This is a genomic window from Arthrobacter sp. Y3224055, assembly GCF_059090825.1.
Genome location: NZ_JBNHGB010000004.1, coordinates 173637 through 200301 on the forward strand (window position 1 = coordinate 173637; position 26665 = coordinate 200301).

At 66.9% G+C, this 26665-nt stretch carries 25 protein-coding genes and 1 pseudogene; 9 read left to right on the forward strand and 17 right to left on the reverse strand.

Going from position 1 to position 26665, the window contains the following annotated elements; genetic code table 11:
* The first annotated feature begins 82 nt into the window (after window positions 1-82).
* Window positions 83-1051 carry a nuclease-related domain-containing protein gene (locus AC5RTY_RS11320; protein ID WP_494127824.1) on the forward strand — a complete coding sequence of 323 codons (969 nt, stop codon included), beginning with the start codon at window positions 83-85 and terminating at the stop codon, window positions 1049-1051.
* A 132-nt stretch (window positions 1052-1183) separates the two neighbouring features.
* Here AC5RTY_RS11320 and AC5RTY_RS11325 read toward each other — a convergent pair whose 3' ends face one another.
* From AC5RTY_RS11325 to AC5RTY_RS11340, 4 genes are all read right to left on the reverse strand, one after another.
* A complete protein-coding gene (locus AC5RTY_RS11325) occupies window positions 1184-1825 on the reverse strand; it encodes an NAD(P)-dependent oxidoreductase (protein ID WP_494127825.1) in 642 nt (213 codons plus the stop codon).
* 215 nt (window positions 1826-2040) lie between these two features.
* Window positions 2041-2655 carry a dTMP kinase gene (locus AC5RTY_RS11330; RefSeq protein ID WP_494127826.1) on the reverse strand — a complete coding sequence of 205 codons (615 nt, stop codon included), beginning with the start codon at window positions 2653-2655 and terminating at the stop codon, window positions 2041-2043.
* A gap of 181 nt (window positions 2656-2836) precedes the next feature.
* Window positions 2837-3982, reverse strand: a complete 1146-nt coding sequence (locus tag AC5RTY_RS11335; protein ID WP_494127827.1) for a N(5)-(carboxyethyl)ornithine synthase — start codon at window positions 3980-3982, stop codon at window positions 2837-2839.
* A gap of 5 nt (window positions 3983-3987) precedes the next feature.
* Window positions 3988-4122, reverse strand: a complete 135-nt coding sequence (locus AC5RTY_RS11340; RefSeq protein WP_494002157.1) for a hypothetical protein — start codon at window positions 4120-4122, stop codon at window positions 3988-3990.
* Between the two features lie 559 nt (window positions 4123-4681).
* Between AC5RTY_RS11340 and AC5RTY_RS11345 the strand changes: the two genes are divergently transcribed.
* Window positions 4682-5353, forward strand: coding sequence for a DNA alkylation repair protein (locus AC5RTY_RS11345; protein ID WP_494127828.1), 672 nt, complete (start codon window positions 4682-4684; stop codon window positions 5351-5353).
* A 97-nt stretch (window positions 5354-5450) separates the two neighbouring features.
* Here the strand turns inward: AC5RTY_RS11345 and AC5RTY_RS11350 are convergent, their stop codons facing one another.
* The 4 genes from AC5RTY_RS11350 to AC5RTY_RS11365 form a co-directional block, all read right to left on the reverse strand.
* Complete coding sequence (locus AC5RTY_RS11350) at window positions 5451-6326, reverse strand: amino acid ABC transporter ATP-binding protein (RefSeq protein ID WP_494024445.1); 876 nt, start codon at window positions 6324-6326, stop codon at window positions 5451-5453.
* Window positions 6323-7309, reverse strand: coding sequence for an amino acid ABC transporter permease (locus AC5RTY_RS11355; RefSeq protein WP_494024444.1), 987 nt, complete (start codon window positions 7307-7309; stop codon window positions 6323-6325). Before AC5RTY_RS11355 ends, AC5RTY_RS11350 begins: the two co-directional genes overlap by 4 nt.
* 9 nt (window positions 7310-7318) lie before the next feature.
* Window positions 7319-8296, reverse strand: coding sequence for an ABC transporter substrate-binding protein (locus AC5RTY_RS11360; protein WP_494127829.1), 978 nt, complete (start codon window positions 8294-8296; stop codon window positions 7319-7321).
* Window positions 8297-8361: 65 nt separating this feature from the next.
* On the reverse strand, window positions 8362-9993 hold the full coding sequence (locus tag AC5RTY_RS11365; protein ID WP_494139560.1) for an amidohydrolase: 1632 nt from the start codon (window positions 9991-9993) through the stop codon (window positions 8362-8364).
* Window positions 9994-10150: 157 nt separating this feature from the next.
* Between AC5RTY_RS11365 and AC5RTY_RS11370 the strand changes: the two genes are divergently transcribed.
* Window positions 10151-11056, forward strand: a complete 906-nt coding sequence (locus AC5RTY_RS11370; protein ID WP_494002163.1) for a LysR family transcriptional regulator — start codon at window positions 10151-10153, stop codon at window positions 11054-11056.
* A gap of 168 nt (window positions 11057-11224) precedes the next feature.
* On the opposite strand, the gene AC5RTY_RS11375 is transcribed toward AC5RTY_RS11370, so the two are convergent.
* On the reverse strand, window positions 11225-11797 hold the full coding sequence (locus tag AC5RTY_RS11375; RefSeq protein ID WP_494139561.1) for a CueP family metal-binding protein: 573 nt from the start codon (window positions 11795-11797) through the stop codon (window positions 11225-11227).
* 116 nt (window positions 11798-11913) lie between these two features.
* Complete coding sequence (locus AC5RTY_RS11380) at window positions 11914-13812, reverse strand: FAD-binding monooxygenase (RefSeq protein ID WP_494048943.1); 1899 nt, start codon at window positions 13810-13812, stop codon at window positions 11914-11916.
* A 341-nt stretch (window positions 13813-14153) separates the two neighbouring features.
* On the opposite strand from AC5RTY_RS11380, the gene AC5RTY_RS11385 reads away from it, so the two are divergent.
* Window positions 14154-15134 (forward strand): ornithine cyclodeaminase family protein, encoded by a 981-nt coding sequence (locus tag AC5RTY_RS11385; RefSeq protein WP_494139562.1) that lies wholly within the window; start codon window positions 14154-14156, stop codon window positions 15132-15134.
* On the opposite strand, the gene AC5RTY_RS11390 is transcribed toward AC5RTY_RS11385, so the two are convergent.
* From AC5RTY_RS11390 to AC5RTY_RS11405, 4 genes are all read right to left on the reverse strand, one after another.
* The gene (locus AC5RTY_RS11390; protein ID WP_494002346.1) at window positions 15115-15399 is read right to left on the reverse strand and encodes a DUF1540 domain-containing protein; all 285 of its coding nucleotides are present in this window, start codon (window positions 15397-15399) and stop codon (window positions 15115-15117) included. The genes AC5RTY_RS11385 and AC5RTY_RS11390 overlap by 20 nt on opposite strands.
* Before the next feature lie 140 nt (window positions 15400-15539).
* Window positions 15540-16757 (reverse strand): MFS transporter, encoded by a 1218-nt coding sequence (locus AC5RTY_RS11395; protein ID WP_494048941.1) that lies wholly within the window; start codon window positions 16755-16757, stop codon window positions 15540-15542.
* Window positions 16758-16840: 83 nt separating this feature from the next.
* Window positions 16841-17863, reverse strand: a complete 1023-nt coding sequence (locus tag AC5RTY_RS11400) for a matrixin family metalloprotease (RefSeq protein ID WP_494048940.1) — start codon at window positions 17861-17863, stop codon at window positions 16841-16843.
* Between the two features lie 253 nt (window positions 17864-18116).
* Window positions 18117-19340, reverse strand: a complete 1224-nt coding sequence (locus AC5RTY_RS11405) for an MFS transporter (RefSeq protein ID WP_494048939.1) — start codon at window positions 19338-19340, stop codon at window positions 18117-18119.
* Between the two features lie 351 nt (window positions 19341-19691).
* Between AC5RTY_RS11405 and AC5RTY_RS11410 the strand changes: the two genes are divergently transcribed.
* Entirely contained in the window at window positions 19692-21365 is a 1674-nt protein-coding gene (locus tag AC5RTY_RS11410; RefSeq protein WP_494024433.1) for a ribonuclease J, read from the forward strand.
* A 147-nt stretch (window positions 21366-21512) separates the two neighbouring features.
* Here AC5RTY_RS11410 and AC5RTY_RS11415 read toward each other — a convergent pair whose 3' ends face one another.
* On the reverse strand, window positions 21513-21815 hold the full coding sequence (locus tag AC5RTY_RS11415) for a hypothetical protein (RefSeq protein ID WP_494139622.1): 303 nt from the start codon (window positions 21813-21815) through the stop codon (window positions 21513-21515).
* A 115-nt stretch (window positions 21816-21930) separates the two neighbouring features.
* Window positions 21931-22170 (reverse strand): annotated as a pseudogene (locus AC5RTY_RS11420) (TMEM175 family protein); the annotation flags it as partial.
* 305 nt (window positions 22171-22475) lie between these two features.
* Here AC5RTY_RS11420 and AC5RTY_RS11425 point away from each other — a divergent pair.
* The gene (locus tag AC5RTY_RS11425) at window positions 22476-22916 is read left to right on the forward strand and encodes a helix-turn-helix transcriptional regulator (RefSeq protein WP_494048937.1); all 441 of its coding nucleotides are present in this window, start codon (window positions 22476-22478) and stop codon (window positions 22914-22916) included.
* Between the two features lie 9 nt (window positions 22917-22925).
* Entirely contained in the window at window positions 22926-23330 is a 405-nt protein-coding gene (locus tag AC5RTY_RS11430) for a VOC family protein (protein WP_494013154.1), read from the forward strand.
* A 151-nt stretch (window positions 23331-23481) separates the two neighbouring features.
* Here the strand turns inward: AC5RTY_RS11430 and AC5RTY_RS11435 are convergent, their stop codons facing one another.
* On the reverse strand, window positions 23482-24534 hold the full coding sequence (locus AC5RTY_RS11435) for a LacI family DNA-binding transcriptional regulator (RefSeq protein WP_494048936.1): 1053 nt from the start codon (window positions 24532-24534) through the stop codon (window positions 23482-23484).
* Window positions 24535-24645: 111 nt separating this feature from the next.
* Between AC5RTY_RS11435 and AC5RTY_RS11440 the strand changes: the two genes are divergently transcribed.
* Window positions 24646-25548, forward strand: a complete 903-nt coding sequence (locus AC5RTY_RS11440; protein ID WP_494048935.1) for an ABC transporter substrate-binding protein — start codon at window positions 24646-24648, stop codon at window positions 25546-25548.
* A gap of 83 nt (window positions 25549-25631) precedes the next feature.
* A complete protein-coding gene (locus AC5RTY_RS11445) occupies window positions 25632-26663 on the forward strand; it encodes an amino acid ABC transporter permease (RefSeq protein ID WP_494048934.1) in 1032 nt (343 codons plus the stop codon).
* Window positions 26664-26665 lie beyond the last annotated feature (2 nt).

The window sequence follows — 26665 nt, forward strand, 5'->3', positions numbered from 1 at the left end:
TCACGGCCCGGAACCCCTGGCCCCCGGCGCGGGGCGGGGACATACTGGGTCTCCATGCTGAAACGAGATCCGGGGAGGTTGCATGGAACGTCCGGAACAGTGGGGGGCCGCCCGCCGGCCGACTGGACCCGAAACCCTGTATTCGCCGTTCATGGAATTCGATCCGGGCCAGCTGTCGTGGCGGAACCAACCCGCGCCCGCGGAGCGCATCGGCCGCAGCTACAACGGCCTTCGCGTTGTGGTCGTCGTCGTCCTATTACTGATCGGTTTCGGACAGTCAGTGGTGCTCATCTCGATGCTGGCCAGCGCCGCATTAGGTGACGCTCCGCCTCAGCTGCCGGTCGCCGTCGTCCTGACGGCAGCCTGTTTCCTGGGCCTTGGCGCGATTGGCAGGCACTGGGGCGTCGCGGCGCCGAAAAAGGTTGCCCGGCAACTGGTCTTCGGCGCGGGCGGCGCGGCCCTGTCGGGCGGTTGGTCCCGGTTTCGGCCGGAGGACATCGCCAAGGGCGCGGAGGGCGAGCGGTGGACGGCGCAGGCACTGGAGACCCTGCTGGCCATTCCCGGGACCCGGATCTTCCACGGGCTGCGGTTCCCGGGCAGCCACGTGGCGGACATCGACCACGCCGTCATCAACGGCGACCGGGTGGTCTATATCGACTCCAAGTTCTGGAAACCCGGGCAATACCAGTGGATCGACCGGGAGACGCTGGCCTCCGTCCATCCGCGCGGGTTCAGGCGGCGGACCATCCACATGGACGTTGTGCAGACCGACCCGCGCACGGCCAGGGTTGCGGCCGAGGTCGCCTGCCACGTCATTGCCCATCCGAATGCGCCGGGCCCGATCACGTTCACGCCCGGGCACCAGATTTCTCCCACCGGCATCCCCATCACGGGCGTGCAGACCGGCGTCGACGGCATTGGCCACTGGCTGCTGCAGGGGCAGAAGGCAGGAACGGTGAACCGCTACGCGCTGGCGAGGCTGCTTGCCATGCAGAAGAAAGCACCGGCCGGTACCGGTACACGCCGGACCGGCCGCGGGCACCGGCGCTGATCTTCCAGCGGGCGGGGCGCGTGGACAGGCGCCTGTCGAGACGGTGAACGACGGCCGCCGAGCTGCCTGCGACCGGACAGGTTGCCCGGGCCGGACCAACTGCGGCGGCCGTCGTGTTGTGGCCGGGGAGGTTTAGCTGTCGCTGACCGTGAAGCGGGTCTTCCGGTGCGCGGGCTTTTCGATCTCGTCCAGGATGGCCACGGCCATCGTGCCGGTGGTGGTGTGTGATTCGCCGTCGGCGGCATACAGGAGCCGGTCCGTGCCCAGCACCGGGGCGGTGGCGTCACCGGGCGTGAACAGCGCCGAGGGGGACACCCCGACCCAGTCGACGTCCGTGACGCCGCGCAGGTATTCGAGTTCCTTCAGCTGGTTCTCCGGGATGGAAATCCACGCCTCGGCGCTGGGGATGTTGCGGATGTCCTCGACGAACAGGTGGTCGTCGTCGCCGGTGGTCAGGCTGCCGGCGCCCAGGATGAAGACCAGGCGGGGAGTGGTTTCCCCGGCGAGCTCGACCAGCGAGCGGGCCAGGTCAACGTGCCGGTAGGCCTCGTGCGGAGCCGTGCCGAACGCATTAACGACGACGTCGAAGGCTGCAAGGTCTTCGGCGCCGAGGGAGAAAGCGTCGCGTTCCAGTACCGCGGCGTCCGCGCCGAGGACGTCCCCGGCCTTTGCGGCGCTCCGGACGATCGCTGTTGTCTGGTGGCCGCGTTTGGCCGACTCGTGGAAGAGGGCGCGTCCGGCGTTGCCCGTGGCTCCGATGATTCCGATCTTCATGCTGTCCTTACGTTGGCGTGATGTCTTTCAAAAGGCTTGGCCTCTGCTAGGTGCAATCGATTGAAGCATCAACTTATTCCGGGGTGAGTGCCTCCAGGCGACGGACCGCCCGCTCCCCGGCCGGCCGTAAGTGCCGCCGAGGCGGCCGCCCGCTCAGTCAGGGCCGGCCGTCGTCGTCGTTAGGCAGGCAAGTGAGCATGGGCCGGGAGGCCCAGCTAGGTGGCAGGCGGGGACACAGCCTCCATGACGCGGCGCAGGACGTCGCTGCGGGACCCAACCGCGTCGACGACCTGCCAGTCCAAGGACTTGGCCCTTCGCAGGTAGACGTTGCGTGCCGCCCGCAGGTAGTCCGCCGACTCGGAATCCTCGCCCCGCGCGATGATCCGGGTGTGCGCCGCCTCGGCGGGCAGATCCAGCAGCACGACGACGCCTGGCCGAGGCAGGGCTCGGACCAGCCAGGGCAGGACGCCTCCCGGCGGCAGGCCACGCACGTCACGAAGGACCTGCTGGCAGTGCAGGTGCCGGTCCATCACCGTGGTTCCCCGGAAGGCTGCCGCCCGGAGGTGGGCAGCCAGCACGTTCACAATGCGCACCATCGACTCGAACCGGTCGGCCCAGCGCGGAGTAATGCCGATGCCGAGGCGTGCAGCTGCCCGGGACAGCCAGCGCCGTCCGGCCGGGTTACGCACTAACTGCGCGTAACGGCCCGCCGCCCGCTCAACTTCGACCAGCGAGGCCGCGGCCGTCGTCTTCCCGGCTCCGTCGATGCCGAGGATAACGACGGTTCTCCGCGGGGGCCGCCGCGGGCCGCGTCCGGTTTCCGTGGGCAAAAATTCCCTGCTCTCCTGTGGTGATGTCTCCTCAACAACGCACGCGCGGCCGGGATCGATGCCCGGTCGGGCTGTGAATTTGCTGAGACATGCCGAGCAGGCGAGGGGCTCCGAGCCAGAAAGACGACGGCGGCACGTGAGCGCCGCCGTCGTCCCTATGGGGCGATCGGTACCGCGGAATTCAGGCAGGCAGGTGAGGGTAGTCTTCCGAGCGGTCCTGGAAGGCGAGAACCGCCGGGTTGGCGATGACGCCGTCGCGGATCTCGATGGCCCGGCTGATCGTCTCGTCCTCGAGCCAGCTGCCGGGTCCGCCCATCACGGTGCGCAGGAACGGGATCAGGGCCGTGCTGATCTCCCAGGTCGCGGAATTCCACAGGTACGACGGCGTGTGGTCCACGGCGTAGTAGCTCACGTGGTTGCCGACCTCGAAGGTGGGTTCGGCGAAGGTCGTCATCTTCGCCCAGCTGAAGCCCATGCCTTCGTCGCAAGAGACATCGACGATCAGGCTGCCCGGCCGGAAGCCGTCCAGGTCCGCCTCGTCGAGGTAGATCAGCGGGTTGTTGGGGTCCTGCAGCGTGCAATTGACCACGATGTCCCGCTCGGCGAGGAACGGAGCCAGCGGCACCCGTCCGTCGTCGTCGGTGATGACGTGGCTGAGGTGCGGGGCGGTGGCGTCCTGGTCGAACTGGGTGATCCGCGCGGAGTGGATCGGGGATCCGACGGCGGCCGCCGCGCGGTTGGTCAGGACCTGCACGTCGTGGATGCCGTGCGCGTTCAGGGCGGTGACCGCGCCGCGGGCCGTGGCGCCGAAACCAATGACGACGGCGGTGAGCGGGCGGCCGTAGTCGCCGGTGGATCCTGCCAATTCCAGCGCATGCAGCACCGAACAGTAGCCGGCCATCTCGTTGTTCTTATGGAAGACGTGGAGGGCGAACCTGCCGTCCGCGGCCCAATGGTTCATCGCTTCGAAGGCGATCAGCGTCAGTCGCTTGTCGATGGCCAACTGGGTGATGGCCCGGTCCTGGACGCAGTGCGGCCAGCCCCAGAGGATCTGGCCGTCGCGGAGTTCGGCAAGGTCTTCCGGCTGCGGCTTGGGCAGCACCACCACGTCCGCTGCTGCAATGAGTTCCTCGCGCGGCGCCATGCGTCCCACCAGTTGTTCCAGGTGCGCGTCGGACACGCCGAAGCGCTCGCCGTAGCCCCGTTCGAGGATGATCCGCTCGCGGAGGTCGGCGTCGAGGCGCTCGATGTGCGCAGGATGGAGGGCCAGCCTGCGCTCATCGGGCTTTCGCGTAGTTGCCAGGACTCCGAGCGAGAGCAGAGTCAAAAGCCTCAGCGCTTCTTGATAGTGGTCAGGGTCTCCGAGGCTGCGGCGCCGGCGGCCTTGGCCTTCTTGTCGCTGCGCTTTTCCTTGATGGACTTGCCCGATTTCTTCGATGCGGTCTGTCGGGGAGATTTGTCGGCCATGAGTGCCTCCTTGGCGCCAGCAAAGAATGCTGCGCCTTAACGGGAGCACAGACGTGCTCCGTACTCCTGACCATACGCCATCGCGCGTCAGGCAGGTGCTCCGGTGGCCGTCGGCGGTGCACGTTGTGGCACGACGGCGGGAATGGGGCGGCAGTCCGGCTGCGGTCGAGGACGACGGTGGGGGATGCGCTGTCGCGGGGCCGTCCTGAGTCCTGGTCCCATCGACGGCCGCCGGAAACGCCGAAAGCGGCCGATACCGCCGAAAGCGGCCGAAAACGGCGAAACGGGCCGATAATGTCGTAGCCCTGTCGGATATGGGCCCGTTTCGACGCGGGTGCTTCGGCATTGGGGCATGGTGGGCGCCGCGAGAGGTGAAACTGCCGGGCCTGCGGGTTGGAGCGCCAGAGCGCTGAGGCGTGGAACACCAGGGCACAGGGGCTTGAAGCGCCAGAGCCCCGCGAGGCGTGGAGTACCGGAGCCCTGAGGCTTGGAGCGCCAGAGCGCCCGTGATTCAAACACCAGTACGCTGGATCTCAGACGTGAGTAACCGGGAGGGTGGATGTCCGAGACGACGGTAACAGAGGTGATGGCCGAGCTGGCCGCGCTTGAGGACCCGAAGGTGCGCGAGGCGAACGAGAAGCGCGGCGACGACCACGGCGTTAACCTCGGCAAGCTGCGCGCTGTCGCCAAGCGGTTGAAGACCCAGCAGGATTTGGCGCGCGGGCTGTGGGCCACGGGCAACACTGCAGCCCGGCTGCTGGCCCTGCTGATCTGCCGGCCGAAGGATTTCGGACGCGACGACCTGGACGCCATGCTGCGCGAGGCGCGCGCCCCCAAGGTGCACGACTGGCTGGTGAACTACGTGGTCAAGAAGAGCCCGCACGCCGAGGAGCTCCGCGTGGCCTGGACCGGCGACGCGGATCCGGTGGTCGCCAGCGCCGGGTGGGCGCTGACCACCGAACGGGTGGCGAAAAAGCCCGAGGGCCTGGACCTCGAGGGACTGCTGGACACCGTCGAGGCCGAGATGAAGGACGCGCCGGACCGCCTCCAGTGGGCCATGAACCACACCCTCGCCCAGATCGGCATCGACCACGCCGAGCACCGCGCCCGCGCGATCAACATCGGCGAACGCCTCGGGGTGCTCAAGGACTACCCGACGCCGCCGAACTGCACGTCCCCGTATGCGCCTGCCTGGATCAACGAGATGGTGAGCCGGCAGGCCAAAGCCTGAGCGCTCGTTAGCGGCGCCGTTGCGAAGACCCGCACCGGAGCCGCCCCCTCAGCGGATCTTAGGCGGCGACGGCGACTCGAAGGTCAACCGCAGGCGTCTACAGCACCTTCGCCAAGAACGCCTTCGTCCTCTCCATCTGCGGGTTGGCGAGCACATCAGCCGGCGCGCCGGATTCGACGATGGTCCCGGCATCGAAGAAATGAACGGTATCGGCAACCTCACGTGCGAAGCCCATCTCGTGGGTGACCACCACCATGGTCATGCCTGCACGGGCGAGTGCCTTCATCGCCTCAAGGACTTCCTCGACCAACTCCGGATCCAGTGCGGAAGTGGGTTCGTCGAAGAGCATGATTTCGGGGTCCATGGCCAGAGCGCGCGCAATCGCCACGCGCTGTTGCTGTCCGCCGGAAAGCTGGTGCGGGCGTTTCTGCGAATGGTCGGCCAGGCCCACCTTCGCCAGTTCATGCAGTGCCCGGGTGCGGGCGGCGGACTTGGAGACGCCTCGGACCTCGGTCAGCGCGCAGGCGACGTTTTCCTCGGCAGTCAGGTGCCCGAAGAGGTTGAAACGCTGGAAGACCATGCCTATGCGCGAGCGGAACGCGGCGAACTGCTTGGGGGTCCACTCGTAGTAGCGTCCATTCCGATACTCGTACCCGACGTGCCGCCCGTGGACCAGCAGCGTGCCGTCGTCGTACGCCTCCAGCGCATTCAGGCAGCGCAGGAAGGTGGACTTGCCCGAGCCGGAGGGCCCGACGATGCAGCTGACCTCGCCGGCGGCAACCGTGAAGTCCACGCCGGTGAGTACCTGGTGGGCGCCGAAGGACTTGGTGACGCCGTGGGATTCCACATGCAGCTTGTGCGCCCGAGCCGTGGAGGCGGTACCGCCGGCGGCCGTCGCGGGGGATGACGCGGAGACAGGTTCGCCGGCGCGAGGTGCAGGGGAGGCGGAAAGGCTGTTGGGTTCGGTAGTCATGGGAGATCCTTTCCGGCCGTGGCGACATCATCCGCCGCGCGCGGTTCCGCCGTCGTTCTCTTGGCTGTAACGGTCTTGAGCAGGAAGCCCGGCCTGCGGACCAGACGCACGGCGTCGGCTCCGAAACGGGCCTCGAGCTTGGACTGAAAAAAGGTTGCGATGGCGGTCATGACCATGTACCAGAGCGAGGCAACGATCAGCAGTTCCATGATCAGGTTGTTCTGCTTGTAGATCTGACTGGCGTTGGTCATCAGGTCGTTGCCCGCGACGACGTACACCAGCGACGTGGTCTTAAGCATGGAGATGAACTCGTTGCCGGTGGGCGGGATGATGATGCGCAGCGCCTGCGGCAGCACGATCTTCCGCATCCGCTTGCCCGGGGTCATGCCGAGCGCATACGCGGCCTCGCTTTGGCCGGCGTCGACGGCCTGGATGCCGGCGCGCACCGTTTCAGCGAAGTACGCCGCAAGGTTCAGCCCTAGCCCGAGCAACGCCGCGTTGAACCCGGTCATCACGTCATTGGTGTTCCACATATAGCCGATGTTGGTGAACGGGACCTGGATGATCAGCGACGGGAACAGGAAGGCCAGGTTGTACCAGAAGATCAGCTGCACGAGCACGGGGGTGCCGCGGAAGAACCAGATGTACAGCGTGGATAGCCAGTTCAGCACTGGGTTGTGCGAGAGCTTCATGACTGCCAGCAAGACGCCGAGGACCAGCCCGAGCACCGTGGCGAGCACGGAGATCATCAGGGTGACCCAGATCCCGTCGATAATCTTGGGGAAGAAGAGGTACTCGGCGACCTTGCCCCAGCGGATGTTGGGGTTGGTGGCCAGCGTGAAGGCCAGCCAGGCGAAGACCACCACGGCCAGCGTCCCCAGAATCCACCGCTCGGGATGGCGGAGCGGGACCACGGTCACGGCGGTGCCGTCGGGCCCGCTCAGCTGCCTGGGCCGATTGCTGCGTCGGAGCGCTTGGCTCATCTGCGCCCCCTATTTTCCGTCGTTGATTGTGGCAGTGTCGATCGCCATCTGCTGGACGTTCCAAGCGGCGAGGATCTTCCCATAGCTGCCGTCGTCGATCAGCTCCTGCAGGGCCTTTTGCACCGCGTCGATCAGTTCCTTGTTATCCTGCTTCATCGCGATGCCCCAGACGCTTTCATCGCCTTCGATGGCCACGGCTTCCAGGACGCCCTCGGAGGTCTGCGCGCGGTAGGCGGCGACGGGGTAGTCGTTGATCCCCGCGTCGGCGCGGTCGTTGCGCACCTGCAGGATGGCGTCCTGGTCGCCGGAGAACTTCAGGATCTCCAGTCCGTCTTTCCCGGCGGCCTTGCAGTCCTTGTCAAAGCCCTCCGCGAGGGCGAGCGAGGAGCCGTTGTCCACGACGGCCACAGTCTTGCCACAGGCCGTCGACGGGTCACCCATGCCGGCGGGATTGCCCTTCTTGACGACCCAGCCGTTGCCGGCCTGGACATAGTCCACGAATGTGACGGTCTTGCGCCGCTCTTCGTTGTCGGTCATGGAGGACATGATGATGTCGTAGCGCCCGGTGGTGATGCCCGGGATCTGCGCGTTGAAGTCCTCGTTGTTGATGGTGATTTTGACGCCGAGCTTGTTCGCGATCGCCCGGCCGAGGGAGGGGTCCACCCCGATCAGTGTCTTGCCGTCCTCGGCGAGCAGTTCCATGGGCGGGTAACCCTCGGAGGTGGTCATTTTGATGCCCTCGGTCTTGATCGACTCGGGCAGGCCGGCGGTCAAATCGGCGTTCGGTGTGATGCCGTCGATGACGGACTTGGCCAGGTCCTCATCGGGTGCCGGTGCGGCGCTAAAGGAGGTGTCCTCGTTGCCGGCGGCGTTGCCCTCGGTGGAGGAGAGTGACTGCCCGCCGCAGGCCGTCGTGGCCAGCAGTGCCAGCAACGCAGCGGATGCCATGACGCCGGAGCGGAGGGTACGGACTCGGGTGATGTTCATGCGGTCTCCTTGGTGCGGATGGTTGGAACGGATTGTGTGCTGGAGGTGTGTAGCGGGCGGAGCGGTTACAGGTCCCTCCGGTACCGGAGGGATCCCCCAACGGCGGTAGCCATGACCGGAATGTCGCGTAGCTCGGCGGGACCGACGGCGTAGGGGTCGGCCCCGAGGGCCGTGAAGTCGGCCAGCATTCCTGGGCGCAGCCGGCCCTTGGTAGCCTCTTCGCCGGAGGCATGCGCGGCGCCGGTGGTGTAGCCGGCGATCGCCTCGGCGACGCTCACCCGCTCGCCGGGCTGCCAGCCGCCGACGGGATCGTTGTCACGGTTCTGCCGGGTCGCGGCGGCATGAATCCCGTGTAAAGGGTCGGGCAATTCCACGGGCGCGTCGGAGCCGAAGGCGGGAAGTGCGCCGGCGTCGATCAGCGAGCGCCACGCGTAAGAGGCCAGTTCGCGGCCAACGAGCAGGGTGGAGGCCAGCGGGATGTCGGACGTGCAGTGGGTGGGCTGCATGGAGGGAACGACGCCGAGGCGCGCCACGCGTTGCACGTCCGCGGGGCGTAAATGCTGCGTGTGTTCGATCCGATGCCGCAATCGGCTGGCTGCTCGTTCGGTGTGGCCCGTGATGTTGGGGGAGGCATCGAGCGGGTTGCGGACCAGGTCCTGATAGGCATCCAGCACCAGCTGGTTGGCGCGGTCCCCGATGGCGTGAGTAGCGACCGCGATTCCGGCGCCGGCGGCCCGGCGAACCAGTGCGAGCAGGTCGAGATAGGGGATGACCTCGATGCCAGCGTTCCCGTCCTCGCCGGGGAAGGGCTGGGTCATGTGACAGGTGTGGGAACCCAAGGCGCCGTCGGAAAAAAGCTTCACCGGACCGGTGCTCAGCCAGGCGTCGCCGTTGCCGGTGGCCCGCCCTTCGTCGATCGCTTGGTCCAAGGCGATGCGCGGGATCGCCTTATGTACGCGCAAATGGAGGTTGCCGCTCTCGCGCAGAGACCGGTATGCATGCAGGCAGTCCTCGCCATCGAAGTCGTGGATGCCGGTGAGCCCGACGGCTAGCAGGCGGTGCTGGGCCTCGGCAAGCTGTGCCTCGAGGTCCCCGGCCTCGGCGCTGTGCATGATGTCGCTCAGCTGGGCATGGGCCGTCTCGCGCAGGATGCCGGTGGGATGGCCGTCGCCGTCGCGGACGATTTCACCACCCACCGGATCCGGCGTGGAGGCGTCGATGCCGACGACCGCCAATGCCGAGGTGTTGGCCCAAACCGTGTGCCCGTCGATGCTTGGCAATGCGGCGGGCCTGCCACCTGTGGCGGCATCCAGCGCTTTGCGGTCCGGTTGAACCGGCACATCCCAGGCGTTGAAGTCCCAGCGTCCGCCGAAGACCCAGGCCGATGCCGGCAGCGCCTCCGCGTAGTTCCTCACCCTGTCCAGGGCGTCCTCGAGGCTGGTGGCGCCGCGAAGGTCCAGGGCGGCAATTTCGCGGGCGTAGTTCGCGGTGTGGATATGGGCGTCGGTCAGGCCCGGAACCACTGTGGTGCCACCGAGGTCGATGGTTTCGTATGTACCGGTGGCGTGGGTGCGCATTTCCTCGGGTGTGCCGATGGCGAGGATGCGTTCGCCCCGGGTCAGCAGCGCGGTGGCCCGGGGAAGCCCGGCCCATTGGGTGTAGAACGTGGCATTGACGTAGAGGCGTTGCTCAAGCATTCCTAATCCTTTGCGGCATGCTAGCGCCGAAAAGCGGCATGCCCAAGCGTGTCTTGCGGAACTTCTTCGTCCCGTTCGCAACACTCTAGGCGACGATGTAGCAAACTATGACGTACAACACAGCGGTGATTCGACGAACTCAGTTCAAGGAACGCTAATGCTCAACCTGATCCACCTGCGCACCCTCGTGGAAGTGCTGCGGCTCGGTTCCTTCACGGCGGCCGGCAATCGGCTGGGATACACGGCCTCGGCGGTGTCCCAGCAGATGTCGGCACTGGAGAAGGACATGGGCACGCGGTTGTTCGTGCGCAGCGCACGCAGCGTGCAGCCCACGCAGGCCGCGCATGCAGTGGGCCAACATGCGCTGAAGCTGTTGCGCGACGTCGACGGGTTGTTGGCCGCGGGGGCCGCCGCCAGCGGAGATGCGGTACGCGAGTTGCGCATCGGGGCATTCCCCTCGGCCGCGACGTTCATCTTGGGGGACGTCCTGGAATCAGTGCAGTGGCGGGAGCTGGGTGCGCAATTGAAAATTTCTATCGGGGAACCGAGCGCCGTCGTGCCGGGAGTTCGAGTCGGTGGGGAGCTGGATGCGGCCCTTGTGTACCAGGTGGGCGAATCCGGGCTGGTCCTGCCCCAGGGGGTGACCCGGCATTGGCTGGGGGAGGACCCGTTCCGCGTCGTTATTCCCGCCGCGGCGGGCTACCGGGAAGACCAGCGGATGGACGTCAATGCGCTGGGCGCGATGCCTTGGATCATCCACCTGCGCGGTTCCAGCGACGCGAACGTAGTGGACGCAGTGCTGGCCAACGCCGGCCTGCACCCGCGTATCGTGGCTTCCAGTGACGACTTCCACGCGACGCTGCGGCTGGTCGCCGCCGGCCATGGGGCAGCTATGGTGCCGCAACTGGCGATGGGCGCACGGCCAAGCGGACTGACGGCCGTGCAGGTGCCCGAGCTGCAGCTTTCCCGGAAGCTCATGGCGTTGTCGGCCGAGGACGCACCCGCGGACCTCGTCGGGGAACTAGTCGGGTGTTGCGAGAACCTGTTGCAGCCGGAGAGTTGAGGCGTGGGGACCCGGGGACCACCCCCGCTGATCCGGTGGCGGTCAGCGCCGGCTGGGGCGCTGAACCCCGAACTGCGCGTCCCCGTACGCGCCCATCTGGGCCAACGAACTGGCCAGCAGGCAGGCCAACGCTTGCTACCGGCGCGAGGCGGCAAAATCCGGGCGTCCTTAGGTCAGCCGGAGATCCGTGATGCAGGTGGCGCTGTCATCGGTCGTCGAGAAATCGGCCGAGCCGGTGTGCCCGTCGTAACTCACTTCGATGGTGCCGTGGATGTCGCCGGGAACGCAGAACCCTGCGAAACCGTTGCTGAAGGTTTCAATCTGCTCATCCACCAGCGTCTCCCCGGTGGTGTCGACAGTGATCTTGACGCTCATGTCCTTGTTGCCCAGTTCGCCAAGGCAGGTCGTCAGACTATGGTAAAAGCAGTCGTGGGTCTGGTTCAGGTACGGGGCGACTGAGATGTAGGAACTGTCCTCCGGCAGGTCCAGCGTTACCTCGTTGTGGCCGTCGGTGAGCAGTAGATCGCCCTGCCGGACAGATGCCATCAAGTCGGTGGGCCGCTCGGCAGTGTCCAGCCGGTCGAGGTGGTCGATGATGCCAACCGCGTCCATATCGTCGAGCCCGAAGCCAGCGAGGAATTCGGCGTCCGTGGCCTCCCCCGCGGAGGTAGTCCCCTGGGCTGGCGCGCAGGCAGTCAGCATCAGGCCAAGCGCAGCCGCGGCGATAACGGCCCGTTTCATATCCCATCTCCTCATCCCCGCACCCTGGGCAACGCGGGGCCTACGGTGGTGATCTGTCCGCAAGAAAAGGACGACGACGGCACTTGTGCGCCGCCGTCGTCCTCATGAAGGGTGAATCAGTGCTGCGGCTCGCGGGCCTTCAGTAGGGGCGCGAAGAACTCGGCCAGCTCAGCGGTCGCGGACAGCGGCAGCACGTTCGCCACGTACTGGTCCGGCCGGACCACCACGATGGCGCCGTCGCGGGAGATTCCGCGGGCGTCGAAGATGTCCTCATCCTTGGCGGTGCCGAAGACCTTCTCGAGGTTGGTCAACTGGAACGGGCCCACCTCGGGCTTGAACACGGCGGGTACGGCGTTGATGTCCACCTCCTCGTGATGCTGCTGGTAGATCACCTTCACATCGAACCAGGCGTCGAGGTCGGCGCCCTCCGGCCGGGCGGCGAGCGGGGAATCCGGTGCGGTCACCAGCCACTCGGACAGGTTGGCAACGGCCGCGGACTCGCCGGCCTGCGCCTGGTCGGCGAAGACATAGATGCGCCAGCGCCCGTCGGCCTCGGCCAGGTGGCCCAGGTGCAGCGGGTTGGTGTCGCAGACGCGGGAGACCTTGGCGGACTTGAAACGCTTGCCGACGGGGAAGCCGGTGGCCAGGTCCTGGTGGCTGCGCGCGCCGGTCAGGATCGACTGGGCGTACTCGGTCATGAAGCCGGCCGGGAATTCGGCGGTGCGGACGTAGAAGTCCTCGAGCTCCGTGGGATCGGCGAACTCCTCGGGCTTCTTGGCCATCATCGTCGACCATTCCTTGTCGAAGTCGATGAGGTCCTTCGCCACCACCTGGCGCTCCGCGGAGTAGGTGGAGAGCAGGCTCTCCGGGCTGCGGCCCTCCAGCACGTGTCCCAGCTTCCAGGCGATGTTGAAACCGTCCTGCATGGAGACGTTCATGCCCTGGCCGGCCTTGGCGCTGTGCGTGTGGCAGGCGTCGCCGGTGATGAAGACACGCGGGGTGCGGGTGCCGACGTCCTCGGGCAGCAGGTCGTCGAACCGGTCGGTGAGGCGGTGGCCCACCTCGTACACGCTGTGCCAGGCGACGCTGCGCACGTCCACCGTGTACGGCGTCATGATCTCGTTGGCCTTGGCGATGATCTGCTCGATAGAGGTCTGGCGGATCTTGCCGTTGTCGTCGTCGGGCACCACGCCGAGGTCCACGTACATGCGGAACAGGTAGCCGCCCTCACGCGGGATCAGCAGGATGGACCCGCCGTCGTGCGACTGGATGGCGCACTTGGTGCGGATGTCCGGGAAGTCGGTCTGGGCCAGCACGTCCATGACGCCCCAGGCATGATTGGCGCTGTCGCCGGCCAGGGTGCTGCCGATCGCGGCGCGGACCTTGCTGCGGGCGCCGTCGCAACCCACCACGTACTTGGCGTTGACGATGCGCTCCGAGCCGGCGTCCGGGCCTGCGCTGCGGATCAGCGCCACCTTCACCGGGTAGTCGCCCTCGTCGGCAACCTCGAGGGTCTTGAACTCCCAGCCGTAATCCGGCGTCAGGCGGGTGGGCGAGTTGGCCGCGACCTCGGCGAAGTAGTCCAGCACGCGCGCCTGGTTGACGATCAGGTGCGGGAACTCGCTGATGCCCATCTCGTCGTCGACCGCGCGGCCGCCGCGGACAATGTGCTTGGGATTCTCGGTGCCCGGGCGCCAGAAGTTCATCTCGGTGAGCCAGAACGCCTCGGCGGTGATGCGCTCGGCGAAGCCGAAAGCCTGGAAGGTCTCCACGCTGCGGGCCTGGATGCCGTCGGCCTGACCGAGGACCAGCCGTCCCTCCCGGCGCTCCACCAGCCGCGTGGTGATGTTCGGGAACTGGGCCAGCTGCGCGGCCGCGAGCATGCCGGCGGGACCCGAGCCCACGATGAGCACGTCGACCTCGTCGGGAAGCTCCTCGGGGCGGTCGATGCCTACGCCGGCTGCCGGCTTGACGCGCGGGTCTCCGGATACGTAACCGTGGTGGTGAAACTGCACGGGTGTCCTCACTTCTATTGCATCTGCGGCCGTCGCCAGTGTTCTATATTTGAACACCGGGTTCTATAACTGAATAACCGTTCGGTTGCAGATACTGTACGGCAAACATGACGCAGCTAACAAGTAACGCCGCTGGCGGCGGGTGGTCCTCCGGGTCCGGCGGCGTGTTCCTCTCTAGCCGCCCGGCTGGGGTGTTGTGGGACAGAAGGGCGGAATTGCGGAATCGCCGCCCGCCGGGGCGGCCCACGTGAAGTGACGAGGGTCACGAAAACTGAAACCGGCGGATGTTGACCGTAGAATCCGGCCAGCAACGGACTCCAGATGCTGCGAGAGGACTTTCTGTGACCATCCCTTATTACGACGCCGATGCCGTGCGTGCCGCCGTCCCGTTCGGTCGGGCGGTGCGCGCCATCGAGGAGGGGCTGCTGTCCGGCGTGGATCCGGAACTGGACAGCCCCCGGCTGTTCAGCCCCGCGCCGGACGGGGAGTTTCTGCTGATGCCGACCGAGGGCGGCGGCCGCTACAGCGGGGTGAAGGTGGCGACCATCGCACCGAAGAATCCGGCCCGCGGGCTGGAGAAGATCCAGGGCATCTACGTCCTGTTCGACGCCGAGACGCTGGCCCCGCTGGCGACGATGGACGGCTCGGAGCTCACGGCCATCCGCACTCCGGCGACAACCTTGGCGGCCGTGAAGAACATTGCGGCGGCGGCACCGGACGGCGAGGGCTTTGGGGATGCCCCGCAGGTGCTGGTCTTCGGCGCGGGGATACAAGCGCTGAACCACATCCGCGCCGCCAGGTCCGTTTTTCCGAACGCGTGCTTCGCGGTCGTCGGCCAGCGTCCGCAACGCATCTCGAACCTGATCGCCGTGCTGGCCGCGGAGGGAATAGAGGTGGCCGACGCAACCGGTGCGCTGGACGCTGCCGTGGCGGGCGCCGACGTCATACTTTGCGTGACATCCTCGCCGGAGCCGCTGTTCGACGGCAAGCTGCCCAAGGACGGGGCGATCATCGCGTCGGTCGGGCAGCACGGTTTGGACGCCCGGGAGGTCGACGCGGCGCTGGTGCTGCGGAGCGACGTGGTGGTGGAAGGCCGGGCGTCGTCCTGGCGGGAGAGCGGGGACCTGATCCCGGCCCGAAGCGTGGAGGAATGGCGGCAGATCCAGCCGCCGAACCTGCGTGACCTGGTGCAGGGCAAGCTGGTCCGGCGCCCGCGCACGTGCTGCCTCTACACCGGCGTCGGCATGGCCTGGGAGGACCTGGTGACGGCGGCCGTGGTCTATGAAGAGGGAGGGCCGCGCGTTACCGGTGCGCGTAGGTGAGGCAGTCCGCGTTGTCCGCGCCGGGACCCACGTGAACTTCGGGCGCCTGGCACATGAGGTGGTCGTTGTGGGTGCACTCGGTCCGCTGGCAGGCGCCGACGCTGGCCAGCACCTTGGGAAGCCCGCCGTGCACTCCGGTGTCGATAAAGGTGGCACAGGCGGCATGGTTCTCGCCGCCGGCCACGGTGATGGCGGCCGCATTGCATTCGCTGTGATCGTTGAAGGAACAGTTGGTCACTGAGCAGTCGCTGACGTGTGAAGTCACAGTCATGGCACTTCCTTCCATCCCGGGACCGCCCCGGGTTGGGCGGCTCCATTAACTACGGTAGGCGCGATGCGGCCGATCAAAAAGGCATAAGACTGTGAGGTAATTGCCGACGCGACAAGAGGCGCCGGGCCCGCGGCTCAGGCGGCCGCGCGGCTGGCCGTCCGGCCGTGCACCACGTAGTACAGCAGGATGCAGGCGAGCATGAGCAGGCCAAGCCAGCCGTACATTCCGTCGAAGCCGGTCAGCGGCACCAGCAGGCCCAGCAGCACCGGGCCGAAGCCGGTGCCGATGTCCAGCATCAGGTAGTAGGTGGCCAGGGCGGTGCCGAACCTCCGCTCCGCAACCAACCGGACGGTTATGGCCTGAGTTCCGGGCAGCAGGGTCCCGAATCCGAGGCCGCTCAGCACCGCGGAGACGATAACGATCCAGGTGTCCGGCCCGAGCGCCAGCAGGGCCAGGCCGGCGGCGAACAGCACCAGCGCGGGATACAGCACCACGTTGTCGCCGCGGCGGTCTTGGACCCTGCCGGTGGTCAGCCGCGACACCAGCACCGCGGCGGCAAACACCATAAAGAACAGCGCCGCCGCATCGGCCTCCCCCGCCGCCTCCGCATATGAGGTCAGGAACGAGAGGATGCCGGAAAACGCCAGCCCGCTCACCAGCAGCACCGTGGTGAGCGGCAGGACCTCGGGTGCGAACACCTTTCCGAGCAGGACCGCGGGCGTCCGGCGCTCCCTTGCAGGCTCGCCGCCCGGACCGCGCTGATTGGCGACGGCGGCCGGCGCCGCCGGCGCTTCGGGCAGTCTCAGGATCAGTGTCACCGCCAAAGCCGCGACGGAACAGGCCGCGCAGAAGAGGAACGCGCCTTCGTAACTGCCGTCAACAACCAGCACCACCGCCAGCAGCGGCCCGAGGGCGGTCGCCAGCGTGGTGGAAACGGCGAAGTAGCCGGTGCCTTCGCTGCGGCGGGCGGGCGGAATCAGCGCCTGCGCACCGGCCGTGACGGCGGTGTTGGCGAGGCCGAAGGCCACACCGTGCGCCAGCCGCAGGACCACCAACGAGGCCAGGGAGTCCGCCGGAATGTACAAGAGCGAAGCCGCGACGAAGGCGGCCAGGCTGATCAGCAGCATCCGCCGCCGGCCCGCGTTGTCGATCAGCGGCCCGGCAAAGAACCGCGAGACGAGCGCCCCCAAAATGAAGGCGCTGGACGCAAAGCCGGCCCCGGCGTCGGAGGCCAGGAACCGCTGGGCCGCGTAAAGCGCCATGGACGTCATCAGCAGGTAGAACACGATGTAGATGAACAGATTCGCGCCGATGGCCAGCACGAAGTTTCTGCTCCACAGCTTCTCCTGCATGCGGACTGCCTCCTAGCCTGCCTGGCCGGTCCTCGTTGTCCCAGCGTTCCGGACAGACCAGCAGTCCCGATTATGCCGCCGGGCTACACTTCCGGCACGCACGGCCCGGTGCCCAGCAGCGCCAGGCCCGCCCGGTCGCCGTCGGCCAGTGACGTCACGCCGTTTGCCCCGGCATACATCAATTGCTCCGGATCATCCACGTGCGCCAGCCCCAGCACGTGGCCGAGCTCGTGGATGATTACGGCGCGCACGTGCTCCCGACCGTCGGGATATGTGAGGACGTTCCGGAGCGACGGCGCATCCAAGGTGATCTGGCCGGCGACGAGAACGTGCGGCGTTCCCCGTGCGCCGACCGAGGAGCTGCCGCCGAGTCCGGCTATATCTCCGGCCAGCCGGGACACTTCGTCGGGATCCGACCACGTGATCAGCACCGGCGCCCACCGCTTGCCGTACCGTTCCGGCTGAAAGCGTTCGCGGCCTTCCTCGGCGAAGGCCTCGTCAGTAGGTCCGTCGTAAACGAACTGCAGTCCGCTGGCCGCGGAAACCTCAGCGATGGCTTCCTGAATGATCGTGTCGCCCCCCGGCGGCGCATTGTCCGGACGGACCACGTAGTGGATGGGGCGGCAGGGGTCATAGGCGAGGAAGGGCTGCGAGGACTCCGGCGGTGTTGCGTACAACTCGTAGGCGTCCGACTCCGCGATGGCGGGCGGCCGGCCCAAGGGGTTGTCGGCGGCTTCGACGCCGCGGGGCGGAATGTCCGCGCCGGGAAGGTAGGGGGCTATCGCCGGCATGACGTGTCGGCTGAACACGCCCGGGGCGAAGCACAGGGCGATGACGAAGGCGAGGGCCAGCCCGGTCGACAGGCGGCCGGCGCGGCGCGGGGAGGTACCCCGCTGCACGGAACGCGGGCGGGACTTTGCCGCCGGGGTCGGCCAGCCGGCAGCGGGCCCCTCGGCGGGCCGGGGCGGGGAAGAGGTTCCCAGTGCCTCGTCCAACGCCCATTGCGGGATCCTCCCGCTGGGTGACCGCTTGACGCCCGGCTGCCCGGGCCGGGTTTGCGCCCCGGGGGACGCGTCCCTTGCCAGTCCCTCTGCCCGGTGCTGCATCTGCTTCCCCCAACTACCCCAATTCGGCTTCGCCGAACGACGAAAGCAGCAGAATTATACGTTTCATCAAGTGGGAACCACCAGCGTAGAGGCAGCTCCAGGGCGGCCGCCGGCCAGCCTTCTGCCGCTCGGACGCCCGCACCGCCAGCGGCCGGCCCGCGGCCTACTGCTGCTCGGACGCCCGCACGGCCATCAGCCCGCCCGCGGCCTACTGCCGCTCGGACGCCCGCACGGCCATCAGCCCGCCCGCGGCCTACTGCCGCTCGGACGCCCGCACGGCCATCAGCCCGCCCGCGGCGAACGCCACCGTGCACGCGAGGACAAGAAGCAGGGGAGCAGTCCAGCCGCCGGTCACCGTGTTCAGCCATCCGGCCACCGGCGGAGCGCAGGTCGCGGCCAGGTATCCGCCCGTCTGGATCCGGGCGGACGCGGAGGCCGCCTCGTTGTCGTTGCGGGCCACGCGCGGGATGACCGAAAAGATGGCCGTGAACCCGCCGCCCTGGGCGATCCCTCCCGTGATGGACCAGAGAATGTAGGCGTCGGGTGCCAGGAGCAGGCCGAGGGGGAGGGTCATCCACAAGACGGCGATGCCAGCCGTCGGCACCCAGAGTCGGGTTCGTGCTGCCACCAGCGGCACGCCGAAAGCGCCGATGATGGCGGCCACCTGGAAGAGCGAGGCCGTGGCTCCGGAGGCGGCAATGGACATGCCCCGGACTTCCGACAGCAGCAGGGGCAGCCAAGTGGTCGTTCCGTAGTAGGCGGCGGACTGGCCACAGAAGGCCAGGGTCAGCAACCAGATGATCCACCTATTGGGGCGCCCGCCGCCGGTCTTCGGGCGCGGTAGCGCCGCCGTTCCGGATCCACCGGTGCCAGCGGGCCTGGCTGCGGCGGTATGGGCGGGCGGTTCACCGGACGCGCGGTCCGGCCCGGCCGCCAAAGCCGCGCGCCGCCGTCGCGCGGTCGGCAGCCAGTAGGCGAGGCCGAGGACGGCCAACACGCCCCAGGCCGCCAGTGCCCACCGCCAGCCGACGAGCGCGGCGAGCGGTGCGGTGCCCAGCAGGGTCGCCATGGACCCGACGTTCATCGTGGCCGAGTAGACGCCGGTGGCAGCGGAAACGCGGTTCCAGGGCACGTCGCGGCGAATCAGCACCGGAACCACGATGTTGCCGAGCGTGAGCGCCGCGCCGATGATTACCGTCCCTGCCAGCACCACCGGTACCGGGCCCAAGGATCGGATCACGGTCCCGGCCAGGACGCCGGCCAGGCACAGCACCACCGTGGCTTCCGGGCCCCAGCGCCGGATCGTCTGGGTGGCCAGGGGAGTGGCCAGCGCGAAGAGCAGCACCGGCAGTCCCGTGAGCAAACCCGCGCCCGCGGCCGACAGCCCGGTGTCGGCGCGGATGTCCCCGACGACGGCGGTGGGCGCGATGATCGGTGCGCGCAGGCTCAAAGCCAGGATGGCGATGCCCAGAAGCACCCACGGCAATGCCGGCCGGGAGGCGAATGCGCGGACCGTGGCTGGCTCCTTCGGGTTGTGTGGGCGGCAACGGAGAATCCCCCAGTCACCCTAGCCGAAGTGATCGGTGCCACCGCTGATGGTTGACGTCGAGGGTGGGCATCGCCGTCATTATTCGCGGCAGGCCTGCATCGGGACGGGATTCCTTCTGCCCGGTGGTAAAGTCGGGAGAAGTATGCTTTCCGTCCGCACCCGCTGCGCGGAAGGCCGTCGAAGCGCCTCGGGCGCATCGGCCACCCAAGACTTCAGTGCCGGCAACTCCGGCTTCGGGCGTTGATGCCCGGCAACACACCGCACCACAGATCGGAATCCATGAACACCAAGCCGTTGCAAACTCCTCCGAAACTCGCCAAGGACGCCTTGCGCATAGTCCCCTTGGGCGGACTGGGCGAGATCGGCCGGAACATGACGGTGTTCGAGTTCGGCGGCAAGCTGCTGATCGTGGACTGCGGCGTCTTGTTCCCCGAGGAGCAGCACCCGGGCGTGGACCTGATCCTGCCCGACTTCTCCTACATCCGCGAACGCCTCAACGACGTCGTCGGCATTGTCCTCACCCACGGGCACGAGGATCACATTGGCGGCGTGCCGTACCTGCTGAAGGAACGCGCCGACATCCCCGTGATCTCCGCGAAGCTGACGCTGGCCTTCGTAAAGACCAAGCTGCAGGAACACCGCCTGAACGCCAAGATGGTGCAGGTCAAGGAGGGCGACCGGAAGAAGTTCGGTCCGTTCGACCTGGAATTCCTGGCCGTCAACCACTCCATTCCGGACGGACTGGCCGTGGCCATCCGGACCGGCGCCGGGCTGGTGCTGGCAACCGGCGACTTCAAGATGGACCAGTTCCCGCTGGACCGCCGGATCACCGACCTGGCCGGGTTCGCGCGGCTGGGCGACGAGGGCGTGGACCTGTTCCTGCCGGATTCCACCAACGCCGAAGTCCCCGGTTTCCTCGCTGCCGAGGCCGATCTGGTGCCGGCAATCGATACGGTCATGCGCACCGCCCCGCGCCGCGTGATCGTCTCCAGTTTCGCCAGCCACGTGCACCGCATCCAGCAGGTCATCGACGTGGCACACAAGTACGGCCGCAAGGTCGCCTTCGTGGGCCGGTCCATGGTGCGCAACATGACGACGGCGCGCGAGCTCGGCTACCTGAACATCCCGCGCGGGGTGCTCGTGGACTTCAAGGAGCTGGAGAAGCTGCCGCCCACCAAGGCCGTGCTGATCTGCACCGGCTCCCAGGGCGAGCCGATGGCTGCGCTGGCCCGCATGGCCGGCGGCGACCACATGATCGACCTGACCGAAGGCGACACCGTGCTGCTGGCGTCCTCGCTGGTGCCGGGCAACGAATCCTCCATCTACCGGCTGATCAACGACCTGACCAAGCGCGGCGCCAACGTGGTGCACAAGGGCAACGCGAAGGTGCACGTCTCCGGCCACGCCTCGGCCGGCGAGCTGGTGTACTGCTACAACCTGGTCCGCCCGAAGAACGTGCTGCCCGTCCACGGCGAGCACCGCCACCTGAAGGCCAATGCCGAACTGGCCGTCCGCACCGGCGTGGACCCGAAGCGTGCGCTGATCGTGGAAGACGGCACCACCATCGACCTGAAGGACGGCGTGGCCCGGGTTTCCGGCCAGATCGCAGCCGACTACGTCTACGTGGAGAACATGGTGGCCGGCGCGGCCACCGAAGCCTCCCTGCAGGACCGGCTCCGGCTGGCCGAAGACGGCGCAGTCACCGCACTGCTGATCGTCAACCCGGACACCGGGCGGCTGGAGGAAGACCCGGAGTTCTTCCCGGTCGGCTTCGCCCCGGCGGTCGAGCAGTTGGAGAAGGCCACCGGCATCGTGGAGAAGACGCTGATGCAACTGCGCGGCGACAAGACCGGCCCGGACGCCGAGAAGGCGATCGCGCAGGCCCTGATCCGCTGGTCGGACCGGGCGCTGCGGCGCAAGCCCGTGGTCACGGTCATCATCGTGGAGGCGTAGCCGGCCCGTTCGCCACAGCGAAGACAGTTGGGAGGGACGGAACGGGCACAGGCCCGTCCGTCCCTCCGCTCTTTTGAGGAACGCTCCTGCCTCCCGCTCACTGCCCGAGGGCCGGCGGGTTCCGCTGCCCCGCGTAGGAATTCCTGGTCACCGGCGCTCCTTCTGCCGTGAATCAGCCGTTGGCCGCCGGTTTTCCCGGGCGGCGAGCCTGCCCGAAAGCGGTCCCAGCACGATGAGCGAGGCCCAGATGAGCTTTCCCGCTGTCCCGCCGGCGGCGAAGGCCACCGGAATCGATATCGCGAAGACCAGCGGCGGGACGAGGGAATCGAGCACGAACGCCCGATGCTGCCTGCGGTTCAGCGGCTCGATCTCGAGGCGGTTCCTGCGGGCGATCTCGAACATGGCCAGCTGCGCCAAGGCAGCGAGGGCAAGGTTGGCGGCGTACAGCACGGTCGGACAGTTCGAGGGAGGAGGTCTCGGGGTCGCTGATACCCTGCGTGGTGAACGGAATCAGGATGACGAATGAGGCAGCCACCAGGTTCGCCGTCGTCGTTGCGGAATCAAGCGCAGCGAGCCGTTGTATCAGGCGGAGGTTCATCCGCCAGAACACGGCGATCACCACGAAGCTCAGGACGAAACCGGCAAGCTGATGCACCAGGCCGGAGCCTGCCAGCGACCGGAGGTCTTGCCATGCCTCCGGCGAAGGAGCATCCAGGTTGGTGATCAGCAGCGTGATGGCGAAACCGTAGATGACGTCGTAAAAGCCGATGCCCCGGTCAAACTCGCTGGACTCCCGGGCCAACATGGCGGAATTGCGCTCCGGCTGTTCGGAATGTTCCGCGGAGCTTTCGGGGCCCGCGCCGTGTGCCGGCGGTTCGCCGTCCCGGGGTTGTGCCACGAGATCAGCGTGGCGCAAACCGTGGTCACTATGCAATGGGCGTAAGGCGCGACGGCGGCACCCGCCTTCGGGTCGAGACTGAGGCCCGATGGTGTACCCCGCACCGCCGTCGTTGCCACGGCTGCCATCCGGGGTCCGGGAAGCCGCGCGGCGGCCGCCTGCCGCCGCCCGCACGGCTACCCGTCGATCCGGGCAGGGGATAACCTCGACGTGTGACCCCTGAGGAACTGGCCAACCTGGCGCATCTGCGCCGGGCGCGGGACCTGATCGACCGGGACTTTGCCCGGCCGCTCGATGTGCCGACGATGGCGGCGAAGGCGCTGATGTCGCCGGCGCATTTTTCGCGCCGGTTCAAGGCCGCCTACGGGGAGACGCCCTACAACTACCTGATGACCCGCCGGATTGAGCGCGCGATGGCGCTGCTGCGCTCCGGGGCGAGCGTCACGGACGCGTGCATGGAGGTGGGCAGCACCTCGCTGGGATCGTTCAGCACCCGGTTCACCCAGCTGGTGGGCGAAACCCCCAGCGCCTATCGGGCCCGGGAGCATCCGGCGGCCGAGGCGATGCCGCCCTGCCTCGCGAAGCTGCTCACCCGGCCCGTGGACCTGAGATCGAGCAGGATCGAAGAAGCGGCCGCCCCGGCCCCTGCGTAGGTTGGGCGCATGAGCATTTCACTTCAGTACTGCAACATCACGGTCAATGACCCCGCGGAATCCATCCCGTTCTACCGGGACGGCCTGGGGCTGGAAGTCCGCAACGACGTCGCCAACGACGGCTTCCACTGGATCACCATGGGCAGCCCCGACCAGCCCGGGCTGGAGCTGGTGCTGTCCGCACCCCACGCCGGGCGCTCGCAGGCCGACGGCGACCAGCTCCAGGAGCTGCTGGTCAAGGGCGTGCTGCCCATGCTGGTCTTCAGCACCGATGACCTGGACGCCGCCTTCGAACGGCTGGTGTCCATCGGGGCGGAGGTCCTGCAGGAGCCCATGGACCAGCCGTGGGGACCGCGCGACTGCGCCGTCCGCGACCCTTCGGGCAACATGATCCGCATCAACCAGGACAAGTAACCCCGGAACGACGGCGGCCGCTCACCTTCCGTAGGTGCGCGGCCCGCCGTCGTCGACCGCTTGACCACGGCAGGTAGACGGGGCTTCCCGGCAGACGCGGTGCGATCCTGGGCCAGCGCCCGGTTGTATGAGTCGTTTCCCTGATGCAGGCCTAGCTGTGCGGCATGGTCCATTGTTCCGCGGGCCGCAGCCGGAACACGCGATGGGCATCTTCCCGGACTCCCGTTTCCAGAAAATTGACGAGGAGGCGGACGGCACTTCGCCCGGGGCCCTCGGGGTCTGCAGATTCCATATAGTTGACCCTCGGGTCGTGGATGGCCTGCTCGGAGGTCGCCGCGGAGGAGACGACTACATCCCCGGGGATTCCCACCCCCAGAACTGCTGCGGCCGCGATGATGGCACCGGAGTAACTCTCGTTAAGGCAATAGACCGCATCGGGCCGATCGGTGGACAGCAGTCGGTGGGCGGCCTGTCCCGCGTCTTCGCTGGGTCCTAGAGCCGTGATGCGCGCCTGAATTCCATGTGCCTTGCACCAGGAGGAAAACGCCGCTTCTGTTTCCGCCGTGTAGCGGTCAATGATGGATCCGGTGAAGAGCGCCATGTGGGTGGGGGCCCGCCCGGCCACGGCGTGGCTTTGGCGGGCCGTGAGGTCGAGCATGTCATGCACGGAACGACCCACATTGCCCAGGACCGCCATCTGCAGGTCCCCCTCCAAGCCCCTGACGAAGCCGCCGTCGGCGACCAGCGGAATACCCCGTTCGGCGCAGAAGGCGACTATGGGGTCGTTGTCCAGGGGGTCGACGACGATGACCCCGTCTACGAGCGGGAAGGAATCGGCGAGGTCGTCTGCCTTCGGTGACGCCGCGACCACGGAGTAGCCATGGTCCATTGCCTCGATGGCGGCGTCGGAAATTATGCCGCGGTAATAGGGCAGGTACGTGTAGCGCCAGACAGGGGAATTTCGGTAACTCACGAGGACGCCTAAAACCCGGGTCTGCCCCATCCGCAGCGCTCGGCCTGATGGGTTTGGCTGGTATCCGAGCCTCTTGCCGGTGGCCAGGACCTTTGTCCGCGTTGACGCGGCCACTTCGCCCTTCTTGTTGTAGACGTTCGAGACCGTCGCTGTGGACACCCCGGCAGCGGCAGCGACGTCCTTGATGCGAACGCGCGGTGCCGCAGCGCCGCTGCTTGGCCGCTCCCTCATGCGATGTAGATCTCTCTCTGGTGTGACGTAGTTGACACCTGCGGTGCACTTGCACTTACAATTCTAAGCGATTGCCTAAATCGATTTAGGCACCGCCGAAAGGACCACGATATGCGACTCTCTCAAATGGTGACTACCTCCGGTGCCGTGGCACTGGCGTTTGGTTTGGCGGCTTGCGGAAGCTCTGCAGGGGGCGCCGGTACCGATTCAGAGGATGCTGCCGCGGACGGGAATCCGGCTTCCTACGGCGACTGTGCCGTGTCCGGCCCGGCAGGCACACACGAGCTTGACCTGATTGAGGAGGGGACCATCACGGTCAAGGCGGACCTCCCGTCGCCAGGCTGGTACAACGGCGACACCGTCGAGAGCATCGCAAGCGGCTTTGATTTCTGCTTGCTGGCGAACATCGCACATCGGGCTGGAGCCGAAAATATCGTCCTGCAGAATACGTCCTTTGACGGTCTCGTGGCAGGGAAGGCGGGTGATTTCGATATGACGCTGAACCAGATCACGATCACCGAAGAGCGCAAGCAGGTGATGGAATTTTCCGAACCTTATTTCCAATCCACAGCCGGGGTGCTGGTCAAGAAGGACTCTTCCGTCAACGAACAAAACCTTGCCGACTCCCGGATCGGGGTAAAGCAGGGAACGGTGGGTCAGATGCTGGTGGCGGATGTGATCAAGCCCAAGAGCGAAGTGGCTGTTTTCCCCGGGGATCCCGAACAGCAGGCTGCCGTCGCAGCAGGCAGAATCGATGCCGGTATTCAGGATCTCAGCATCGTGCTGGGCGCAGCGGCGAAGTCCGGTGGCGCGTTGGAGGTGGCAGGCCAAATCCCGACGGACGAATCCTACGGAGTGATGATGCCCAAGGGATCAACCAACGTCGACACCGTCAATGAGATCCTTGCCGAACTCCGCGCGGACGGAACCCTCGACAAGTTGGGCTCTACCTACCTTGCCGACGCCTACGGGGTCGACCCGGCCACGATCCCCGTCTGGGACGACCTCAGATGACGGGTGTTTTCCCGCCCATAACTTCCTCGCCCCCGACAGGGCGCGCAAAAGACGCGAAGCCTGCCGATGCAACAAGTACGGTCTTGCTGGCAGCCACCGTCATCTTCCTTTTGGCCCTTGGCCTGACCGCCTACACCGCGGTGATGTTGAACGCGGCGGCGACGGAAGGGCTCTGGACCGTCGTCCTTACTGGCGTCGGTGCCACTCTCGTGGTGTTGGCCCTTGCGACAGGAATCCCGCTCGTGCGCGGTTACCGGTTCGCCAAGGCCGGTTCCGCCGCGCTGGAGGCCGGCGACCTGGTGCAGGGGCGGCGCCTAAGGTTCCGGGGAGCCAACTGTGGTTGGATTACGCTCGGTTCGTCGATGCCGGTCAGCATCGTCAGCGTATTCGTTTTGTTCCTTCTGGCGAACGATCACGCAGTCCAGTCCACCTTCTTCGATATCTCCTTCATGGCGCAGAGCCTGGGCGACGTGGCCAAGGCCTTCACCAACAACATCATTATTGCCGTGACGGCAGAGCTGTTCGTTCTGATTTTCGGTTTGGTCATTGCCATCGCGAGGATGGTGCCCGGCCAGGCGGGCAGGCCTATCCGCTGGCTCGCGATGATGTATGTGGACGTGTTCCGTGCCATCCCATCGATCATCGTCATCTACCTCATCGGGTTCGGTCTGCCGCTGGCCAATGTGCCGTTGCTCAGCGATATGAGTCCGATGTGGGCGGCGATCTTTGCCCTGACCTTGACCTACAGCGCGTATGTGGCGGAAGTATATCGGGCCGGCATCTCGAGCATTCATTGGTCGCAGGTTTCGGCGGCCAGGTCGCTCGGCCTCAGCTACGGCAAGACCCTGCGTTTCGTCGTCGTCCCGCAAGCATTCCGGCGCGTGTCGCCGCCGCTGCTCAACGACTTCATCGGGCTGCAGAAAGATACCGCGCTCGTCACGATCATCGGGACGGTGGACGCATTCACTCAGGCTAAGACGTACGCCAGCAACTACTTCAACCTGTCCTCGGTCACCGTCGTCGCGATTCTGTTCATACTGATCACCATTCCGCAGACCCGGTTTGTCGACCGGCTGTTGGAGCGGGACGAGAGAAAACAAAGGCTGCAAGGATAATC

Bases quoted from the DNA above. Each gene is read 5' to 3' on its own strand.
- AC5RTY_RS11320 (WP_494127824.1), top strand. From the start codon at position 83: ATGGAACGTCCGGAACAGTGGGGGGCCGCCCGCCGGCCGACTGGACCC.
- AC5RTY_RS11325 (WP_494127825.1), bottom strand. From the start codon at position 1,825: ATGAAGATCGGAATCATCGGAGCCACGGGCAACGCCGGACGCGCCCTC.
- AC5RTY_RS11340 (WP_494002157.1), bottom strand. From the start codon at position 4,122: ATGGCCGACAAATCTCCCCGACAGACCGCATCGAAGAAATCGGGCAAG.
- AC5RTY_RS11345 (WP_494127828.1), top strand. From the start codon at position 4,682: ATGTCCGAGACGACGGTAACAGAGGTGATGGCCGAGCTGGCCGCGCTT.
- AC5RTY_RS11350 (WP_494024445.1), bottom strand. From the start codon at position 6,326: ATGACTACCGAACCCAACAGCCTTTCCGCCTCCCCTGCACCTCGCGCC.
- AC5RTY_RS11355 (WP_494024444.1), bottom strand. From the start codon at position 7,309: ATGAGCCAAGCGCTCCGACGCAGCAATCGGCCCAGGCAGCTGAGCGGG.
- AC5RTY_RS11360 (WP_494127829.1), bottom strand. From the start codon at position 8,296: ATGAACATCACCCGAGTCCGTACCCTCCGCTCCGGCGTCATGGCATCC.
- AC5RTY_RS11365 (WP_494139560.1), bottom strand. From the start codon at position 9,993: ATGCTTGAGCAACGCCTCTACGTCAATGCCACGTTCTACACCCAATGG.
- AC5RTY_RS11370 (WP_494002163.1), top strand. From the start codon at position 10,151: ATGCTCAACCTGATCCACCTGCGCACCCTCGTGGAAGTGCTGCGGCTC.
- AC5RTY_RS11375 (WP_494139561.1), bottom strand. From the start codon at position 11,797: ATGAAACGGGCCGTTATCGCCGCGGCTGCGCTTGGCCTGATGCTGACT.
- AC5RTY_RS11395 (WP_494048941.1), bottom strand. From the start codon at position 16,757: ATGCAGGAGAAGCTGTGGAGCAGAAACTTCGTGCTGGCCATCGGCGCG.
- AC5RTY_RS11400 (WP_494048940.1), bottom strand. From the start codon at position 17,863: ATGCAGCACCGGGCAGAGGGACTGGCAAGGGACGCGTCCCCCGGGGCG.
- AC5RTY_RS11410 (WP_494024433.1), top strand. From the start codon at position 19,692: ATGAACACCAAGCCGTTGCAAACTCCTCCGAAACTCGCCAAGGACGCC.
- AC5RTY_RS11430 (WP_494013154.1), top strand. From the start codon at position 22,926: ATGAGCATTTCACTTCAGTACTGCAACATCACGGTCAATGACCCCGCG.
- AC5RTY_RS11435 (WP_494048936.1), bottom strand. From the start codon at position 24,534: ATGAGGGAGCGGCCAAGCAGCGGCGCTGCGGCACCGCGCGTTCGCATC.
- AC5RTY_RS11440 (WP_494048935.1), top strand. From the start codon at position 24,646: ATGCGACTCTCTCAAATGGTGACTACCTCCGGTGCCGTGGCACTGGCG.